Here is a 16,655-nt window from a genome sequence, read left to right as displayed (position 1 = left end):
TTCCCTGTGGGAATGGGTACATCTGCAAGAGACTGGTCGGCTGTCAGGCCGCAATCGCAGGCAAGCCAATAACCTACTGACAAACCACCCTCCCCCAAACACCGAGAAAAATTCGGACTTCCCCTACAAGCCAAACCGAATCCCCCGGCATCCACCATTGAGCCCTATCGCCAAAGTGCCCCGTTTCCAAGGACCGGGCACAAAGCGTGACCAAACTCATCTCCCAACACCAACTCGCCGGCCAGAGCGGCCAAGTACTCGACAGCCATCAAGCTGCCGATGCTCTTCGTCAGGCCCTGAACTACCCATACGACTTACAAGGCTTCGACGACCTGCTGAATGCCGTGGGCGCCAACCGCTCCAACTACATGCAAACCGTCCACCAGCAAAAACTGATTCAGGCCGTGAGCAACGGCGATTGGGTGATGGTCACGCCTCGCGTCAATCTGGATAACAGTGGCGGTTCATGGAATGGTTTCAAGCCCAAACCCGAACCACCACCGGCGCAACACCTGGTCGAAGATCACGCCTTCACGCAGCCCAAACCGGCGGAGTCCGGATTTCACATAATTGGAAAGCCCATGAGCCTTGAGGCACTGGAACGCTCGCTATACGAGAGTTCGCCAAGCGATGCATTACGTCGCGAATTTCGTTCGCTCAATCGCCATCTGGGTGAACACGTGAAACCGGGGCAAATGGTGATCTTCAGCGATTCACGGCACTACATGTGCCGGCGTGAAGAGGCGCAGATGATGATTGCTGCCGAGAAGGTCAACGAGGCGCTCAAGGATCTGAGTGATGAAGAGGCTTCGTTTATGGTTGAACACCATGAAGTGATTGAGCCGTTTCTGGAGGTGTCGGCGGGATCGTTGGGTGTGGCGTCGTTCATGATTGGGCAGCATCTGGAGGGCTTGAAAAATGCCCTCAAAGAACTGGAGGAGCTGCATCAGCAACAATATCGCCAGTACCGCAATCTGCATTCGCCAGAGTTTTTTTCCAAGCGTAAACGACTTATGGCGAAGCTTGATGCGAGCCTTGGGTCACTCGTACGCAAAGGCACCGGCATTGCGGATCACCCGAAACTCAAGCGAGCCTTGGGGTTATCAACTCGCAGAACGATTCATCGTTGGGACAAGGCTGGGGCACCAACACAGTTGCCTGGGTACGCAACGAACATTGAGGGTGTCTCACGAGCGGCAAAATATATGAAAGCCGGTGGTTATGTCGGGATTGGTCTGCAGCTAGGCGCATCCAGTTTAAAAATTCATGAGGTATGCACTACTGGTCGCGAGGATGAATGCAAGCAAATGAAATTTGTTGAGGGCGCAAAAATGGTGGGCGGTACAGCCGGAGCTGTCGCCGGGGGTGCAGCAGGCTCGAAAATAGGCACCGCTGTGTGTGCAAAAGTAAAAGGACTCGGAAAACTCGTTTGTGTACTCGTTGCCGGCGCGGTAGGCGCCACCGGAACCGGAACGCTGATGACCGACGGCAGCGAACTGATTGGGCAAGAACTCTATGAGCATTCTGAATAATGGAACTCACTAGAACAACACTCGCCTGGGTTTGGGGAGCGCTTATCCTGCTGAGCCTTTTCGACGTAGCTATCATTTTTTATGCTGCTCACACAAAACTCGAAGCGCTGGAAAAGCATTTCAAACAACTGGATTCCATATGCATCAACCGCCTCACGTGGGGCAAAGGGCATCATGGAAGAATTTTTCGTCTGGCCGCAATCAGCGCTTTAATCTCGTCTAAAAAAATTCAGCGCCAGGAACCCTTATCAGTTGAAGAAGTGAAACGGTTGCCTAAAAGGCTTAAGCGCTGGGCAGCGTATCCATTTCATATTGCCTATTTCGTTACAGGGGCGGTGGTGGTTCTTTGGTTCTATGGGAAATACACCGGCCTACTCAAATGAAGAACCAGCAGCTAATTCTACGACCCAATACGAGTCCCTACATTCATGAATGAAGCCAAAGACATTTCTCTTATCTTAGGTATGAGTATGGGTATGGGTATGTTTTTATTAATTTTTATCAGCCAAGGGATTCTTTTGTACGCCGCCTATTTCAAGCTCAATCACATTGAAAAACACTTCAGTTCTTATGATTGGAGGCGCGCCCGATCAAATGTTCGAAATGGCCCGATTGATCGAATGAGGCGACTTAGGGAAATTGGTGAATTAATGGGCACACCCAATCATCTTTGCATGTTTGATCATGAGTCCTTTCGAGAGGCGGAACTTTTGCCAACGCAGCTGAAGCGATGGGTCGTCATCCCGAGAACTTTAATATTGATCGCATTTGGAATCATCTTGTTTTTGTGGGTAGGCGACGGATATTTGAACTTAATTTGGACCATCTCCAATCCTATGGGTGAAATGGCGTTAGCCTTCACTGCTGCTTGGGTTGCTTCCGTGATCGTCTTTTTAATGGCTATGTCATTGCGCGCCGGACTCTCTTTTTTCAAGCTTGAGGAATTCGAATCCTATCTTGAGAGTTCATACTTCATCGGCCGCAACCGCCGGGTGTTGGGTGACGGGGTGCTCGGACGCCTCCGCCGCTTGACTCACATTTCTTTGATGCTGGCGCCAGATAGCGATTTTGTTTTTGGCAATGATGCGCAGGTGATAAAAGCCATTAAGACGTTTCCTGGCCATCTTCGACGATGGATCGAAATCTCGCAGAGATTTACTGCCTGTTCATTCTTCGGATTGGTAGCGCTTTGGGGGCTGGGGAAGGTCACTGGATTACTGGGCTAACACTCAACCGCTTAGACGCAGATCTAGATTTTTGCATCCAGATACTAAAGGCCGCTAAAACGCGAAGTCCTTGAAAGGACTAGCCGCAAGGGTGAAAACCTAAGTGGCCGTTGCCGCAGGAATGGATATGTACGCCTGAAAGAAATAGGTCGGCTATCAGGCCGCCTTCGCGAGCAAGCTCGGCTCCTACAGTTGATCGGGGTACATCTGAAAAAGCCAGGTCGGCCCGAAGGCCGCCTCGGCTCACTCTTCCTCACCTTCAGGAACAACCTTGTTCTGAGTCAAATAGCGGTCGAGCGTCGCATTGTTGTCAGGCGAAGAATTATCCCCGGCCACCTGCCACAACCGCCGCTCAATCCCCTGCGCCAGCAAATGCCCAACGGCCGCCTCGATCGCCGACAACACACACAACTGAGCCGGCTCGTTCGTGGTGTACCCGACCTCAGCCTCCAGCAACTTCTTGAACTCGATAAACTTGAACACCCCGGCACTGCGCCCGACAGAGTAAATCGTCTTGCTGGTCATCACATTAGCCAACACCTGCCCACTGCGCACATCGACAGCACGAAGGTTCACCGACACCTGATCCACACGATACTCCCGGGAAATATCGATCCCCAAATACCGCGCCCCTTCCCCGCCACTGCGCACGTTGGTGTCATAGGCAATAATCCCGCCCTCAAGCATCAAATTGGCCGCCTGCAACGGTGGCAACTCACCCTGGATATTCACCGGCGTATTCGGCTTTTTCTGCGAGGCGCGAATGATCTTGCGCTCGGTCAACAGGTTCTGCAGCCCCTCACGTTCCAGCACCACAAACCAGCCACTGGCCTGCAACGCATCCATCAACATGCTCGCCGCGCCCTGGGTCACGCTGGTGGAAAAGGAACTGGCCGGGGTCGGTTTGTACTGCCCGGTCTGATCCCGGAAGCCATACACCACCGCCATCAAACGGCCCTTGGGTCGTGGCATGTTCAGCAAGTCGTAATAGGTCGACGCCCGAGGTGTCAGGGTCGGTGATTCGGTGTCCTGCTCGGCCCCCATCGGCTCGCGCAAACTGCACCCTTGTAATGCCGCCAACATCAGCCCTAGCGCTATTATTTTTTTCATGTCCTTAACTCCCCATCGATCCAAGTCCCCGTCAAGGGGCCAGGCCATTCACCTGGATTTCGGAAACTTCACCGGTCGCTCGGTCGGTCACTTCAATAGTCAGTGCACCGGAGTCGTCGATGACGTTCACAACAAAAGCGTCAGTGGTCAGGCTCCCGGCATTGCCCGCGGAGATGTTGTCCATCAACTGCCCTAGCAGCCGTGATTGCAGCTGACTGGTGAAGCGCTCCAGGGCCGACGTGCCGGCCGCGCTCGTACGGTTTTTCAAGTCAGGGTCGTCGTAATCGTTCTGCGCCTGGGCGTTGTTGAGCAACCAGGTCCCGTTCAACGGGTTGCCGCCAAACGACGGGTTGATCGGCGTGTAGACCAGCTCCGTGGCCTGGACCAGCCCGCAGCTGCCCACCCCTAATAACCACATGCCCGTGCGTTGCGAGAAAGTTCCAGTGTTCATAGTTCGTCCCTCTCAAGGTCGGTGGTGTCCTGCAACAAGGCTTCCAGCTTGCGCTGGACGATCTGCACGCGGACCAGATCGGCAGCCTCATAGGCCTCGTCCTTCAACTCCACGGTGTTCGGCGGCAGGAAACGCCGATAAACCAATCGTTGCTGATATTCCACGGTCACCAGGCTGCCCCAGCGTGCCGAAGGTCGTTCACGCACTACCAGGTTGAAGTCCATCGGACTGGTGGCACGCAGGCGTTCACTGAACGAGTAGTAAAAGTCGTGGCCGATGTGCGAGATCGTGTCGTCGACGATAAAACCCAGCATTTCGTCTTCTTCGGCAGCCGACACGAAGGACGTCATCAGCATCAGGACCAGGGCCGGTAGCCAGTGTCTGTTCATGGCATCACCGCCCCAACACCCGAGTCGTTTTTGGATTGGCCTTTGGGCGCGGACGCGCCATCGAGGAAGGCTTTCTCGGCCACGAACTGCCAGTCCTTGTAGCTCGCCATGCCGGTGAAGTCCGACCATTGAGTGGGAAAATCCGCCTGCTTGAGCGGCGTGTCCGTGGAGGGGCTGCTGAGGCCGGTGATGCGCCCGTCGAACCCGCGCATCAACGTCCATTCGCCGCCACCAATCGGGTCCGGGTACAGGTTGCGCAAGTGGTGTTTGGGCGACGGAAAACGCTCGTCCTGCAACAGGTCCGCCAACTCTTTCGGGTACTGGGCCAGGCCAGGCGAACTGCGGTAATAACTGCGTAATGCCTGGGCGTATTGAGTGCCGACCCAGAGCAACTGGCGTTCACGATCACGGCGCGACGCGGTGGACCACAACTCACCGGCGCTGGCCAGGCCCAGGCCCATCAACATGATCAGAAACAGCACGCCCAGGTAAGTGAAACCCGCCTCGTTAGAGGGCTTACCACTCGGAATACAGGCTGCCATCACGCGCCCTCCCTGTGGCCCCGCTTTTGATATCGGCGACCCCGCCCGGGACGCCGTCAGGCGGCGCCACCAGCACCCAAAGATCTTTGCGTTCGGCAATCGGGTCCATCGGCGGGTTGCGCAGGTAACGCTGCTCGACCAGCTGTTCGATGGAGTCGGGATAACGCCCGGTGTCGCCGTAGTAGTGATCCAGTGCTTCGCGCATGGCCGACAGGCTCTGGCGCAGCGTGGTCTCTTTCGAGACCTCGAGGCTGTTGAAATAGCGTGGCAAGGCGATGGTCATCAAGGTGGCGATGATTGCCATGACCACCATCAGTTCCAGCAGGGTAAAACCCTTTTCCCGACGCATAATCTCACCACTCCCGGTAGGCGATGCCGTTGAGACCCTTGCCGCGCGCCTTGGAGTAAACGTCAAAAACGTCCTCGCCTTCGCGCGGGTTTTGAGCCGTGCTGTCGTAGGAGCGCACGCCCCAGCCGCCTTCGTCGTCACGCTTGACCGGCGCCAGCGGGTCATGGGGCACGCGCCGCAAAAAGAAGAACTTGGCGCCCTTGGCGCTGCGCACATCGCGCACACCGTCCACCAGCACTTGCAGGTTCGGCGGGTAGCCGCTGCTGTTCAGGGATTTCTCGATGTAGCCGGCGTCGAACGCACGTTTGTAGGCGTCGATGGCATCACGAATCTGATACAGCGCCGTGCGCAGCTCCTGCTCCTTGCCCCGGCGCACCACGGTCTCGGTCAGCGGCGCGGCCATGCCGGCCAACAGGCCGATCAGGGCCAGCGTCACCACGACTTCGATCAGGGTAAAACCGCGTTGCGAGGCGTTCATGATCAAGGCTTCTCGACGACAACGCGGGTGGAAGCAACCGGAGCGCTCAGGGCCTCTGTGCGAATCGCCGAGTCCATCCCACGGTCCGGTGCCTGAATATGCATGCTGGTTTCGGTACCGGTGGTGAACTCCATGTCCGACGGGCTCTGGTACGGCAGGTTGCGCACGATCCGCGGCGTGATCGACAGCACCAACTCCGACTTGCCGACCGTGTCCTTGTTGCTGCCGAACAAGCGGCCAAGACCTGGAATGTCGCCAAGGCCGGGGATTTTGTTGCCGGTGGCGCCATGGTCGTTGCGCATCAGGCCGGCGAGGATCTGGGTTTCGCCGTCATGCAGACGTAGGGTGGTCTGGGCGTTGCGGGTATCGACCTGAACCGGAATCGTGCCCTGGCGGGTCGGCTCCAGTGGCGTGGCGTTACTCACTTCCAGGGCGATTTTGATCGCCACTTCGTTGTTCAGGTGCACGGTGGGCTGCACTTCGAGTTTCAGACCGACGTCCAGGTAGGTGACGCTTTCAGTGATCACCGGGCCTTGAGTCGAGGGCACCGAGGTGGCGCTGATGATTGGCACGCGCTGACCAATGTGGATGCGCGCCTGTTCGCGGTTGCTGACGCGAATCACCGGGCTGGCCAGGGTGTTGATGTCGTTGTCCTGGGCGTTGATCTTGGCCTGCGGCGACGGCGAGATGGAGATCCGGCTGGAGTTGATGCCTTTGAGTTGATCGAGCAGGGTCACGGCCGAGCCGTCGCTGTTGACCACGCCGAAGGTGTTCGGCCATTGCAGGCCAAGGTCGAGAATCCGCTGAGTGGCGACTTCCATCACCTCCACTTCCAGCACCACTTCAGGGTTGGACTGGTCCTGCGATTGCAGGAGTTTTTCAGCCATGCGGACAGCGTCTTCAGAGTCGCGCATGGTCAGGGTATTGAGGCGTTCGTCGACGAACACGTCGCGGGTCTTGAGCATGGTTTTGATCATGTTCAGCGCGGTGTTGGCATCGATGCTGGTCAGGTAGAAAGTACGCATCACCAACTCTTGGTAATCCTTGAGCTTCTGTGGTGAGTCCGGGTAGATCAGCAAGGTGTTTTCGTTCACCACTTTCTGGTGCAGCTGGTTCTGTTGCAGCAGCAGTTCCACCGCGTCTTCGATGCGCACGTCACGCACGAAGATGGTGGCTTTCATGTCCGGGCGCAGGTCTTTGTCGAAGATGAAGTTCAAACCGGCGACCTGCGACAGCACTTCGAAGATGGTTTTCAAGTTGGCGTCGCGAAATTCCAGGGTCACCGGACGGTCGAGACGGGTCCGCAGTTGTGGATACGCAATCACGTTACGGCTTTGCACCAGGCGGACGTTGCTTTGCAGCTCCAGCGCCCCTTCATTCTTCGGGTCCAGTTCGAGGATCTGTTTCACCTGGCGGTCGGCGCCGTAGATGTCGCCACGACGCAGGTCACCACGGGCCAGTTCGAGTTTTTCATCCAGGCTGCGCATGTGATCGAGCTGGCGCAGCGAGTCCTGGGCACGGCGGTTGTTCGGTTCGATGGTCAACACCCGGCTGTAAGCCTGGCGGGCAGACGCGAAATCACGCTGGGCGCGATCCATGTCGCCCTGGGTCAACAGCGCCGTCACTGCACGAGCACGGCTGCTGTTCAGGGCCAGGTGCAGCTCGGTGTTGCGAGGGTTTTCCTTCAGCCCTTCTTCGATGCGGGCCAGGCCGGCTTCATATTGTCCCGACTCCATCAGGTCGGTCGCCTCTTGCTTGGCAACCTGCGCCGAACTGCACGCGGCCAGTCCTGCACAAAGGCAAAGGTTCATCAGCAAACGGGATCTGTTCATTGCGTGCTCCCCACAGACAAAGTCTGAGACAAATGCAGAGGCAGGTAGACAAAGCTGAGTTCCACATCGGAAATCCCCTCGATCCGCCAGGTGTCGTCGATCACATCCCCCTTGCGCACGACGTATATTTTTTCGCCGCTCTGCAAAAACACTTGCAGGTCGGAACGGTCATTCAGCTTGCCAATGAACTGGAAAGGCATCGGTGGTGCCGTGGGGACTTGCACCTCCGGGGTCAGGTTGACGGGTTGTTCGGTGACGGTGGCGAGCTGCGGCGCAGCCTTCCAGCTGCGGGCGGCGAACAGGTCGCCAGCCGGGCTCAGGTCCTTGACCGCTGCCGATGTTTTGCCGGCGGATGCGGCGGGCAGCACACCACGGGTTTTGCTGTTGGTCGGGGTGGTCACGACGGTAACCGACGCATCGCCCTCCTCTGACGACGTGAAATATTCAGGCAACCAGGTCAGCGCCGCCGCCACACCGAAGAACGCCGCCCAACCCACTGCGCGTTTGGTATTCATCATGACCTCGACAGGTAAAGGGTCATGCGGATCCGCCCGGTCAGGTCGGTGTCGGCGATTTTTTTACGCTGGAACTCCACGTCCTCCACCACCACCGCCGGCAACTGGCCGAGCAAGGCATGCAGGAAGCGCCGCAGTTGCGGGTAGCTGCCGCGCACCGGCAGCAGAATCTGATAACGGGCCAGGTGAGTCTTGGGGTCGATGCCCAGGGAATATTCGCCACGGGCCAGGGTGATGTGCTCCTGAGCCGCCAGTGCGTAAATCTTGTCGATGGCCACGGTGGCCTGCGGCTGGGACGGCAACTTGCTGCGGAAATCGTCGAGCTGACGTTGCGGCACCACCGGCGCGGCAACACTGCCGTCTTCGACTTTGGCCAGGTACTCGCCGGCTTCGCGCGTCTGCTGGCTGAGCGTTTGCAGCGACTGCCAGTCAGGCATCAGGCCGACCAGGCCATACCCAAGCGCCAGCAGCAACATCGCCAGCCCTGCCAGGCCGGGAGTGCCCAAGTCTTGCAAGTATTCGTGGACGATCAATCTAGGGATTTGCATCGCCAATCTCCCAGCTAGCCGACAGGTTGAATTGCACCGGGTGTTCCGGCACGTTCGCGACGATTTCGTGGCTGAGCAGCGACACATCGGACAGCTCGTCGCTGGCTTCGAGGCTGCGGTGGAAGTCGAGCATGGCTTCCAGATCTCGCGCTTCGGCGCTGATTCGCACCTGGCCTTTGCGGGCATCCGGGGTCAGGGTCAGCAAGGCAATGTCGTCCCGGGGCATGGCTTCGAGCATGGCGAACAGACGCTCCCATGGCCGGCGCAATTGCTGGGACACCTTGCGCATCTCGGCCAGGTTGTGTGCCTGTTCGCGGGTTTCGGCCGGGGTCAGGCTGACTTTGCCGCCGGTGTCGCCGGTGAGTCCGCGCTGGGCGGTTTGCAAATGGCCTTGTTGTTGCGCGGCCTGTTCACTGAGGTGTTGCTGAACCAGCAAGCAGGTCAGCGTCAGCACCACGCCACCGGCCAGCAGGCTCCAGCCCAAAGGGCCCGAGCGGCGAGGCGGCTGGAAATCGAGCATCAGGGCGCGCATGTCAGGCCACCGCCCGGGACATGACGTACAAGCCATCGCGTACGGATGTGCGGTGTTCTTCGAGGGTTCGCAGGTGCACGCCGGGCACCTCGGGATGCGAGTCAATGCGTGCCGGCGCGTGCAGGTAAACGTTCAGCGGCCGCTCGCTGGTGGACGCCTGCAATTGGCTTTCACGACCGATCAACGCGGTCAGCGCGACGTCGCTGTCGCTGCTGCCGACCGAACGTACCGCCGCCCAGCGCCCTTCCCGCGCCAGCAGCAACACACTGCGCACCGGTTCGGCGACGACGAACAGGAAGTCGCCGGCGTCGAAGCTTTTATCGAAGTGATTGAACGCCGCCATCAGGTACGGCTGCACCGAACGCAGGCGCAGGCCACGACCCGTGACCAGCGTGCGCAGATGCGTCAGCAAGTCCTGCGGCAGCGCGGTGGCGACCCGGTCATAACCCGCCGGTTCAGCCGACAACACCATGCTCCAGGGTTGCGTCGGCACACCGTAAAGGTCTTCGAAACACAGTTGGGCAAACCCGAGCAATTCGGCAGGGCTGCTGATCTGTTCGCTCCAGGGCACCAGACAGAAACGGCTGAAGTGCCCGGAGATCACCACACTCAATTCGGCACCGGGACGGGTGTGTTCGCCCAGCAGACGGTCGAGGGTTTCCAACGCCACGGCCCAGGCATGGAAACCTTCGTCGATAAAGCCGACGCTGCCCAGCCACAAGGTTTCACTGCCACGGCGCTGGCCCAGACCGACACCACTGGCGCCGAGCACGGCGACAAAACGATCACGAGATAAAAGTGACACGATTGATCTCCTCGAGCGTGGTCCGCCCCTCTGCAACCAGCTCCAGTGCCGACTCGCGCAACAGGCGCAAGCCACGGCTGCACGCCAGGGCCTTGATTTTCGAAATGGGTTGGCGCTCAACGATCATCTGCCGCAGCTCGTCGTCCAGGTGCAGCAGTTCGGCAATCGCCGTACGCCCGCGGTAACCGGTGCCCCGGCAATGACCGCAGCCCTTGCCGTGGACGAAGTGGTAGTGATCGACTTGTTGCGGATCGAGGCCCGAGAGGCGCAATTCTTCATCGGTCGGGTAGGCCGGCGCGCTGCAACTGGCGCAGACCAGTCGGATCAAGCGCTGGGCCAGCACGGCATTGAGTGCCGACACGAGGCTGTAAGGGTCGATTTCCATCTGCGTGAACCGTCCGATCACGTCGAACACGTTGTTGGCGTGAATGGTGGTGAACACCAGGTGCCCGGTGAGCGCCGATTGCACGGCGATCTGCGCGGTGTCGGGGTCGCGGATTTCACCGACCATGATCTTGTCCGGGTCATGGCGCAGGATCGAGCGCAAACCACGGGCGAAGGTCAGGCCTTTCTTTTCGTTGACCGGGATTTGCAGCACGCCCGGCAGTTGGTATTCCACCGGGTCTTCAATGGTGATGATCTTTTCCACGCCGTGGTTGATCTCGGTGATCATCGCGTACAGCGTGGTGGTTTTGCCGCTACCGGTGGGGCCGGTCACCAGCACCATGCCGTAAGGTTCGGCCGCCAGCCGACGCAGATGACGCAGGGTTTCTTCTTCGAAGCCCAAGGCTTGCAACTGCACGCCGCAGACCTTGTCGGCCAGGTCCTGTTTGTCGAGGACCCGCAGCACCGCGTCTTCGCCGAAAATGCTCGGCATGATCGACACCCGAAAGTCGATCTGCCGGCCGCTGATGCCGATCTTGAAGCGACCGTCCTGGGGCACGCGTTTTTCGCCGATGTCCAGTTCGGCCATGACCTTGACCCGGGAAATCACTTGCTCGGCGAATTCGCTGCCCTGGATTTTGCTGATGTTGTTCAACACGCCATCGATCCGGTACTTGATCACCAGGCCGCTGCCGGTAGTGCCCAGATGGATATCGCTGGCGTGCATTTTCAGCGCGTCGTAGAGGGTCGAGTTGACCAGTTTGACGACGACGCTGGCGTCTTCGCTGATGCTGGTCAGGGACAGGCTTTGCAGGGTATCGATTTCGACATTGGCGTCGGCCTGGGCGTTGAGCGATTCCACGGCGTGGAAGCTCTCTTCGTGGCGTGCCAGGTAGGCTTTCAGGTCGTCGGCATGCACCAGGTACAGCGGCGCGCCGTGCAGGCAGTCGTCGATCCAGGCCAGGCGTGAGGTATCGAAGGGGTCGGCAAACACACCGATAACCGCATCGTCGTGACGCAGCAGGATGAATTCACGTTTGAGGCATTGGGCCAGGGTGACCCGGTCGAACACCGGAGTGGCTTTGAACAGGCTGTCGGTGTCGAGCACCGGATAATGCAGGGTCGCGCCGAGGCACTGGATGAAAGGCATGGGGGCCAGTTCGCACAACCCCCCGAGGGATTCCAGTACCCGCTCGCCGGAACTGGCGGCCAGGGAGCGTGCCTGGGCCAGTTGCTCACTGGAAAAGCGAGACGGTACACAGTCCGACAGCGCCGGTTCGACGACAAGGGATAGACGGTCCATGGCATGCTCTCCAACGCCGGGGGCTTTGAGCCCTGTCGACGCGGCAGGCCATTGCGGCGGATGCCGGAACGTCTTGTCGCGCCACTACTCCCCGGTGAGCAATTGTTCGTCGTCTGGTGCCTTGGAGGTCGATGTGTTTCGTCGACGATCTACCAGCACCCAACTGCCGTCGTACAACTGCAGCGGGAAACTCTCGGACCTGCTCTGGCGTCGTTCGACAAAACCTTGCGAATTGCTCATGCCTGCTTTGGGTTCGCGCTCCATCCCCAGAAGGTCGCAGACTGCTCGGGCCAATTCCGCCAATGGAAACGGTTTGAACAGGATATGGCTGACTCCCAGTTGCCGGGCCCGCTCACAGACTTCAGCGGTTGGGTGCCCGGTAATCAGCACAAAATGGCACTTCCTGTTCTGGCGGACGGCATCGAGCACCTCAAAGCCTTCCATGTCGGGCAAGCGGTAATCGAACACCATCACATCGGGTGAAAAACGCTCGGCCTCGCCGATTGCCATCGCACCGTCGTGAGCTATCCGGACGTCCAGCGCTTGCGCCTGAAGGTAATCCTTGAGGTTTTCGGCAAGCAGCTGTTCGTCTTCGACAACCAGTATTTTGTTTAACAAGGTCGACTCCTTGAAGCCGCAGGTCCGATGTTCCAGCCCTGGGAGTACGCGCCTTCACTGAGGCTAACGCACACTTCATGCCAGGCTGAGCGTCGGTTTTTTACCGTTGCACGTCTTTGATTTTCATGAAAAAACCATTTCGTCCAGAAACTCCATCCCCCAATGGCGGGGAAGCACTCGAATGTACCTTGAAGCATTTCCCCACTATTGGGGGGGGAACCTTCAATCATCGTCAACCCGTTCGATTCGATTGCTTGATCGCAGTTGCGCGAGAACCTGTAGACGAGCCTGAGCTTGTTGCTGTCGGGCAAGGTAAGCCCGGACCATTTCAAGCCCTTGCACCTCTGAGACATCGGTCGCCTCCAAGTGGTTCTGCAGGTAGATCAAATGCCAGCCCAGCGGTGTACGCACCGGTGTACTGACAGCCCCCGGTGCCAGGGCAAAAGCCGCCGCTTCGAATTCAGGCATCATCCGCCCACGAGGAAAATAGCCCAGATCACCGCCCTCGCTGGCGGAAACGTCTTCGGAACCAGCCCGGGCCACGCTGGCAAAATCCTCACCCTGACTGATTTTCACCTGCATCTCCTCTAAGCGTAGCCGGGCTGCTTCAACTGTGGCGGCATCCGCGCCTTCAGGCACTTTGATCAGGATGTGCCGTGCCTGGATGTGTTCCGGCCGGCTCATTTCGGCGCGATGCTCTTCATAGAACGCACGGACCTGTTTTTCGTCAGGCCCGGCGACCTGCGTGAGGTCGGCAAACACTTGCTGGGCCGCGAGCTCACGGCGGGTGTACTCGGTGTAACCGACTTCGTTGAAACCGGCGTCTTCCAGGCGCCGGGCGAACACGTCGGCACCGCCCATGGCCTGCCGGGTCTGATCGACCTGGCGTTGCACCACCGCGTCACTGACCAGCACCCCGCGCTTGACGGCTTCTTGCCACAGCAATTCTTTGTCAATCAAGGCTGTCAGTGCCGCCTGACGTAATTGTTTGTAGGCCTTGGGGTTGCGAATGCTGCCCAGCGCCCGGCCCTGATCCTCCAGGTACTCGGCGAAATAGCGCTCCAGGCGAAATTCGGAAATTTCCTCACCATTGACCCGCGCGGCGGCCGGGCCATTGCTGCAGAACGCCACGGGAACCCACAGCGTGAGCAGGAGCAACAGAGTCTTGAGCGGCATGATCGAGACCTCCAGTCAGGGCGTAGCGGCAATGGGTTTATAGGGCGCTACCAGATAAAAGCGCTGATCGGGCAGGTCCACGGTGACGATATGCGCGCCACGCAAGCCGAGGCGGCGGCGAGGACCGAAGCTGATCAGCGGGGTCAGCCCGGTATCGAAGTCATGCAGGCCTTCCAGCGCACTGATGAGTTTCTCGCGGCTGGCGTCGCGCCCGGCCTGTTTCATGCCTTCGCTGAGTAGCAACATCGAACTGAACGCGCCGACTTGAAGCATCGCATGCTGACCGCCGAGCCCCTGGCGTTCGCGCAGTTGGGTCAGGGCCAGGCGTCCGGCCAGCGTCCAGTCACTGGGCACGAACGGATAAGCCAGAAACACCCGCCGGGAAAAATCACTGGGCACCTGCAACAGATCACCCGCCACCTGGTTCGACGCAGCGAACAGATAAGGCACCTGCCCCGCCGCCTGCAAGCGCTCGGCGAGGCGACTGAAACCGCCGCCGCTGCCCAGGTAAAACAACGACCGCGAGCCCAGTGGCAGTTCGTCTTGCGCCAAGTCGTAGACTTTCAGACTGACCTTTTGCCAGGCGTGATCCTGCAAGTACTGGCCGAGGCTCTGCGCCGCCAGCCGTTGACTGGGCTCGTCCGGATAGAGGATCAGCGTCGGTCCCTCGAGCACCCGCAAATTGCGGGTGGCGTAATCGGCCAGGGCGATCAGTTGCTCGCGCAACCCCGGCAGTGGTTCGAAAATCTGTCGACTGGCCTGCGCCGTACCCAACAACGACAGCGGTCCGATCAGCGGAATGCCGGCCCGTTCCAGGCGCGCGGCCAGGTCCAGTGCCGGTGCCAGCGGCGCGATCAGGGTGAACACCTGTTCCTGCTCGATCAATCGATCCAGCGCCTGCTCGGCACTGGCGCGGTCCGGCCCCGGATCGACGATGGTCAGGCGCAACTGCCGGCCATGAATCCCGCCCGCTTCGTTGATTCGCGCCACGCTGCCCTGGAGCACCGCCGCCACCGTGGCGCCCTCCTCGCTCAACGGTCCGTGGCGTGGCAACAAGGTGCCCAGGTGCAGACTGTCGGGGCTCAGGCCGGGGTCGCGGTCCTCGGCCACGCGTTTGAGGTAAGCCGTGAGGTTGCGCTGATCATTCATCGACAGGACGAAGCGCGGCATCGCCGGGTCGAGCCGATTGTTGCCCGGATCACGCCCTTCCTGAATGGCACGCGCCAACGTGCCTTCGGTATACGCCGGGTAATCACGGCCATTGATGTGCTGCTGGCCGTAGGTGCTGGTGAGCCGCGACCAGCTGAGATCCGGCGGTCGCACCCCGCCTTCGGGCCGCCCGAGGCCATCGGCGCCGTGGCAGTTGGCGCACGGCAGGCTGGTGGCCGGCAACAGTATGTCCGCCGCCCCGACCCGCGCCATAATCGGCTCGCCACTCCCGGACACACCCTCGCGATACAGCCGTTTACCGGCGCTTTCGTTAGGGTTCAGCGGCAACGCATCAGCGGCGAGATGCAGGCCGCCAAGCAGTAGCAGGCCGAGAGCGAGTGAAGTTCTCATGGCGCGGGCTCAACGGCCGGCCACGGGCATTGTCAGCAACTGCAAGCGCTGGGCAATGGCGGCGGCCGGGGCATCGGGACGGATTTTGCTCCAGCGTTTGTTGGCCACGTCACCCACGATCAGTTGTGTTGAATGCTGCTCGGGGGTCGGCACGATCTGGCCGATGCGCCCCAATACAAGGTCCATCTGTGCCTTGTCGCCGGTAAGAAAAAGCCAGTGGGGGCCATCGACGCCCTGCTTCAAGGTGTAAGCCTTGAGTACCGCTGGCGTGTCCCGCAGCGGATCACTGGTAAGGGAGATAAAAGTGATGCCGTCCGCCTTGTCGCCCAGCAACTCACGCACTTCCTTGAGCTTGCGGGTGATCAGCGGGCAGGCATCGTTGCAGCGGGTGAAAATCACATTGAGCAGCACCACGCGGTTCTGCAGCGCGTCGCTGTAGAACCGCAGGGTCTCGCCGTTCTGGTCCTGCAACGGTGTGTCGGTGAACCAGGTTCTCGCATCGCGGGTGCCAGTGCCCGTAACCAAGCCGGGCGGTGCGGCAACGGCGGCCACCGCCGGTGCCGGCTCTTCGTGCCCTTCGTGGGCGGACGTCAGCGAACTGAACAAGCAAAAGCAAACCGTCAGGGTGATCCAGTCGAGGGCTCTCATGGCTTCTGCTCCATCGCGATGGCCGTGTGCTTGGCGTGAACGTTGCGCTGACCGCTGAGTTTCTCCACTTCACGGGCCAGCACCGTCGGGTCGGTGAAGCCGTAGTAGCGGGTCCAGTGGCGGCTGTTGCCATCCCCCACCAGAATCAATGGCTGATGGCTTTTGAAGTCCCCGCTAAAGGTGCCCAGTCCCTTGAGGGTTTCGTTGATCGACTGCGAGCTGCCGGTCAGCCAGCTCCAGCCGGGACCGTTCTGGAAGTTGCGGGCGTAGTCGTTCAGGCGTTTGGCGTCGTCGCGCTGCGGGTCGATGCTGATCGACACCAGTTGCACCTCGCCGCCGACCCGGGCACCCAGCTGTTTTTGCACCTTGCCCATGATCGACGACACCACCGGGCAAACCGTGGTGCAACTGGTGTAGATGAAGCTCATGAGCACAATCTTGTTGGTCACCAGGTCTTTTTCCAGGCGCACCGCTTTACCGTTCTGGTCCACCAGCGCCACGTCGGCGAACTTGACCTGAGCGCTTTCCGAACGGGCGCTTTTGGCCGGCATTTCGTGACCGGCGTGTTCATCCGCCGAGTGGGCCAAGGCCTGGCCGATACCGGCGGCCAGCAGGCAGAACGTCAGCAGTCCACGGTGTGCGAATCGGTTCATGTCG

At 59.7% G+C, this 16,655-nt stretch carries 20 protein-coding genes; 3 read left to right on the top strand and 17 right to left on the bottom strand.

Features of this window, described 5'->3' with window-relative positions; all coding sequences use genetic code 11:
• The first annotated feature begins 206 nt into the window (after positions 1-206).
• Genes QFW87_RS11075 through QFW87_RS11065 form a run of 3 tightly spaced genes read left to right on the top strand, consistent with a single transcriptional unit; the run spans position 207 to position 2,758 of the window.
• Positions 207-1,532 carry a hypothetical protein gene (locus tag QFW87_RS11075; protein WP_283190495.1) on the top strand — a complete coding sequence of 442 codons (1,326 nt, stop codon included), beginning with the start codon at positions 207-209 and terminating at the stop codon, positions 1,530-1,532.
• On the top strand, positions 1,532-1,915 hold the full coding sequence (locus QFW87_RS11070; RefSeq protein ID WP_283190494.1) for a hypothetical protein: 384 nt from the start codon (positions 1,532-1,534) through the stop codon (positions 1,913-1,915). The genes QFW87_RS11075 and QFW87_RS11070 overlap by 1 nt, the downstream gene beginning before the upstream one ends.
• Positions 1,916-1,960: 45 nt before the next feature.
• A complete protein-coding gene (locus QFW87_RS11065; RefSeq protein WP_283190493.1) occupies positions 1,961-2,758 on the top strand; it encodes a hypothetical protein in 798 nt (265 codons plus the stop codon).
• 243 nt (positions 2,759-3,001) lie between these two features.
• On the opposite strand, the gene QFW87_RS11060 is transcribed toward QFW87_RS11065, so the two are convergent.
• From QFW87_RS11060 to QFW87_RS10980, 17 genes are all read right to left on the bottom strand, one after another.
• A complete protein-coding gene (locus tag QFW87_RS11060; protein WP_056746588.1) occupies positions 3,002-3,868 on the bottom strand; it encodes a CsgG/HfaB family protein in 867 nt (288 codons plus the stop codon).
• A gap of 31 nt (positions 3,869-3,899) precedes the next feature.
• The gene (locus QFW87_RS11055) at positions 3,900-4,319 is read right to left on the bottom strand and encodes a curli assembly protein CsgF (RefSeq protein ID WP_283190492.1); all 420 of its coding nucleotides are present in this window, start codon (positions 4,317-4,319) and stop codon (positions 3,900-3,902) included.
• On the bottom strand, positions 4,316-4,708 hold the full coding sequence (csgE, locus tag QFW87_RS11050) for a curli production assembly/transport protein CsgE (protein ID WP_282381189.1): 393 nt from the start codon (positions 4,706-4,708) through the stop codon (positions 4,316-4,318). Before csgE ends, QFW87_RS11055 begins: the two co-directional genes overlap by 4 nt.
• Complete coding sequence (locus tag QFW87_RS11045) at positions 4,705-5,250, bottom strand: type II secretion system protein (RefSeq protein ID WP_283190491.1); 546 nt, start codon at positions 5,248-5,250, stop codon at positions 4,705-4,707. Before QFW87_RS11045 ends, csgE begins: the two co-directional genes overlap by 4 nt.
• Positions 5,225-5,599, bottom strand: a complete 375-nt coding sequence (locus tag QFW87_RS11040) for a type II secretion system protein (RefSeq protein WP_056746582.1) — start codon at positions 5,597-5,599, stop codon at positions 5,225-5,227. The genes QFW87_RS11045 and QFW87_RS11040 overlap by 26 nt, the downstream gene beginning before the upstream one ends.
• A 4-nt stretch (positions 5,600-5,603) precedes the next feature.
• A complete protein-coding gene (locus QFW87_RS11035; RefSeq protein WP_283190490.1) occupies positions 5,604-6,077 on the bottom strand; it encodes a type II secretion system protein in 474 nt (157 codons plus the stop codon).
• Between the two features lie 2 nt (positions 6,078-6,079).
• The gene (locus tag QFW87_RS11030) at positions 6,080-7,909 is read right to left on the bottom strand and encodes a secretin N-terminal domain-containing protein (protein ID WP_283190489.1); all 1,830 of its coding nucleotides are present in this window, start codon (positions 7,907-7,909) and stop codon (positions 6,080-6,082) included.
• Positions 7,906-8,424, bottom strand: a complete 519-nt coding sequence (locus tag QFW87_RS11025) for a hypothetical protein (protein ID WP_283190488.1) — start codon at positions 8,422-8,424, stop codon at positions 7,906-7,908. The genes QFW87_RS11030 and QFW87_RS11025 overlap by 4 nt, the downstream gene beginning before the upstream one ends.
• Complete coding sequence (locus QFW87_RS11020) at positions 8,424-8,972, bottom strand: GspMb/PilO family protein (RefSeq protein ID WP_283183910.1); 549 nt, start codon at positions 8,970-8,972, stop codon at positions 8,424-8,426. The genes QFW87_RS11025 and QFW87_RS11020 overlap by 1 nt, the downstream gene beginning before the upstream one ends.
• Positions 8,959-9,504, bottom strand: coding sequence for a PilN domain-containing protein (locus tag QFW87_RS11015; protein ID WP_283190487.1), 546 nt, complete (start codon positions 9,502-9,504; stop codon positions 8,959-8,961). Before QFW87_RS11015 ends, QFW87_RS11020 begins: the two co-directional genes overlap by 14 nt.
• 1 nt (position 9,505) lies before the next feature.
• Entirely contained in the window at positions 9,506-10,309 is an 804-nt protein-coding gene (locus QFW87_RS11010; protein WP_283190486.1) for a hypothetical protein, read from the bottom strand.
• The gene (locus QFW87_RS11005) at positions 10,290-11,996 is read right to left on the bottom strand and encodes a GspE/PulE family protein (protein ID WP_283190485.1); all 1,707 of its coding nucleotides are present in this window, start codon (positions 11,994-11,996) and stop codon (positions 10,290-10,292) included. The genes QFW87_RS11010 and QFW87_RS11005 overlap by 20 nt, the downstream gene beginning before the upstream one ends.
• An 84-nt stretch (positions 11,997-12,080) precedes the next feature.
• The gene (locus QFW87_RS11000) at positions 12,081-12,614 is read right to left on the bottom strand and encodes a response regulator (RefSeq protein WP_283183906.1); all 534 of its coding nucleotides are present in this window, start codon (positions 12,612-12,614) and stop codon (positions 12,081-12,083) included.
• 222 nt (positions 12,615-12,836) lie between these two features.
• Positions 12,837-13,790, bottom strand: a complete 954-nt coding sequence (locus tag QFW87_RS10995; protein ID WP_283183905.1) for a peptidylprolyl isomerase — start codon at positions 13,788-13,790, stop codon at positions 12,837-12,839.
• A gap of 15 nt (positions 13,791-13,805) precedes the next feature.
• Positions 13,806-15,350: an ABC transporter substrate-binding protein gene (locus QFW87_RS10990; RefSeq protein WP_283190484.1), complete on the bottom strand. Its 1,545-nt coding sequence runs from the start codon at positions 15,348-15,350 to the stop codon at positions 13,806-13,808.
• Positions 15,351-15,359: 9 nt separating this feature from the next.
• The gene (locus tag QFW87_RS10985; protein ID WP_283190483.1) at positions 15,360-15,998 is read right to left on the bottom strand and encodes an SCO family protein; all 639 of its coding nucleotides are present in this window, start codon (positions 15,996-15,998) and stop codon (positions 15,360-15,362) included.
• Positions 15,995-16,651 (bottom strand): SCO family protein, encoded by a 657-nt coding sequence (locus QFW87_RS10980; RefSeq protein ID WP_283183902.1) that lies wholly within the window; start codon positions 16,649-16,651, stop codon positions 15,995-15,997. Before QFW87_RS10980 ends, QFW87_RS10985 begins: the two co-directional genes overlap by 4 nt.
• Between the last annotated feature and the right edge of the window lie 4 nt (positions 16,652-16,655).

It is taken from the genome of Pseudomonas sp. PMCC200344 (assembly GCF_030053095.1).
GTDB classification, from domain to species: domain Bacteria; phylum Pseudomonadota; class Gammaproteobacteria; order Pseudomonadales; family Pseudomonadaceae; genus Aquipseudomonas; species Aquipseudomonas svalbardensis.
Note: the sequence above shows the minus strand (reverse complement) of the source record. Positions and strands in the feature narration are given on the sequence as shown.

Bases quoted from the DNA above. Each gene is read 5' to 3' on its own strand.
- QFW87_RS11005 (WP_283190485.1), bottom strand. From the start codon at position 11,996: ATGGACCGTCTATCCCTTGTCGTCGAACCGGCGCTGTCGGACTGTGTA.
- QFW87_RS10985 (WP_283190483.1), bottom strand. From the start codon at position 15,998: ATGAGAGCCCTCGACTGGATCACCCTGACGGTTTGCTTTTGCTTGTTC.
- csgE (WP_282381189.1), bottom strand. From the start codon at position 4,708: ATGAACAGACACTGGCTACCGGCCCTGGTCCTGATGCTGATGACGTCC.
- QFW87_RS11055 (WP_283190492.1), bottom strand. From the start codon at position 4,319: ATGAACACTGGAACTTTCTCGCAACGCACGGGCATGTGGTTATTAGGG.
- QFW87_RS10995 (WP_283183905.1), bottom strand. From the start codon at position 13,790: ATGCCGCTCAAGACTCTGTTGCTCCTGCTCACGCTGTGGGTTCCCGTG.
- QFW87_RS10990 (WP_283190484.1), bottom strand. From the start codon at position 15,350: ATGAGAACTTCACTCGCTCTCGGCCTGCTACTGCTTGGCGGCCTGCAT.
- QFW87_RS11020 (WP_283183910.1), bottom strand. From the start codon at position 8,972: ATGCAAATCCCTAGATTGATCGTCCACGAATACTTGCAAGACTTGGGC.
- QFW87_RS11015 (WP_283190487.1), bottom strand. From the start codon at position 9,504: ATGCGCGCCCTGATGCTCGATTTCCAGCCGCCTCGCCGCTCGGGCCCT.
- QFW87_RS11035 (WP_283190490.1), bottom strand. From the start codon at position 6,077: ATGAACGCCTCGCAACGCGGTTTTACCCTGATCGAAGTCGTGGTGACG.
- QFW87_RS11040 (WP_056746582.1), bottom strand. From the start codon at position 5,599: ATGCGTCGGGAAAAGGGTTTTACCCTGCTGGAACTGATGGTGGTCATG.
- QFW87_RS11045 (WP_283190491.1), bottom strand. From the start codon at position 5,250: ATGGCAGCCTGTATTCCGAGTGGTAAGCCCTCTAACGAGGCGGGTTTC.
- QFW87_RS11030 (WP_283190489.1), bottom strand. From the start codon at position 7,909: ATGAACAGATCCCGTTTGCTGATGAACCTTTGCCTTTGTGCAGGACTG.
- QFW87_RS11065 (WP_283190493.1), top strand. From the start codon at position 1,961: ATGAATGAAGCCAAAGACATTTCTCTTATCTTAGGTATGAGTATGGGT.
- QFW87_RS11025 (WP_283190488.1), bottom strand. From the start codon at position 8,424: ATGAATACCAAACGCGCAGTGGGTTGGGCGGCGTTCTTCGGTGTGGCG.
- QFW87_RS11070 (WP_283190494.1), top strand. From the start codon at position 1,532: ATGGAACTCACTAGAACAACACTCGCCTGGGTTTGGGGAGCGCTTATC.
- QFW87_RS11060 (WP_056746588.1), bottom strand. From the start codon at position 3,868: ATGAAAAAAATAATAGCGCTAGGGCTGATGTTGGCGGCATTACAAGGG.
- QFW87_RS10980 (WP_283183902.1), bottom strand. From the start codon at position 16,651: ATGAACCGATTCGCACACCGTGGACTGCTGACGTTCTGCCTGCTGGCC.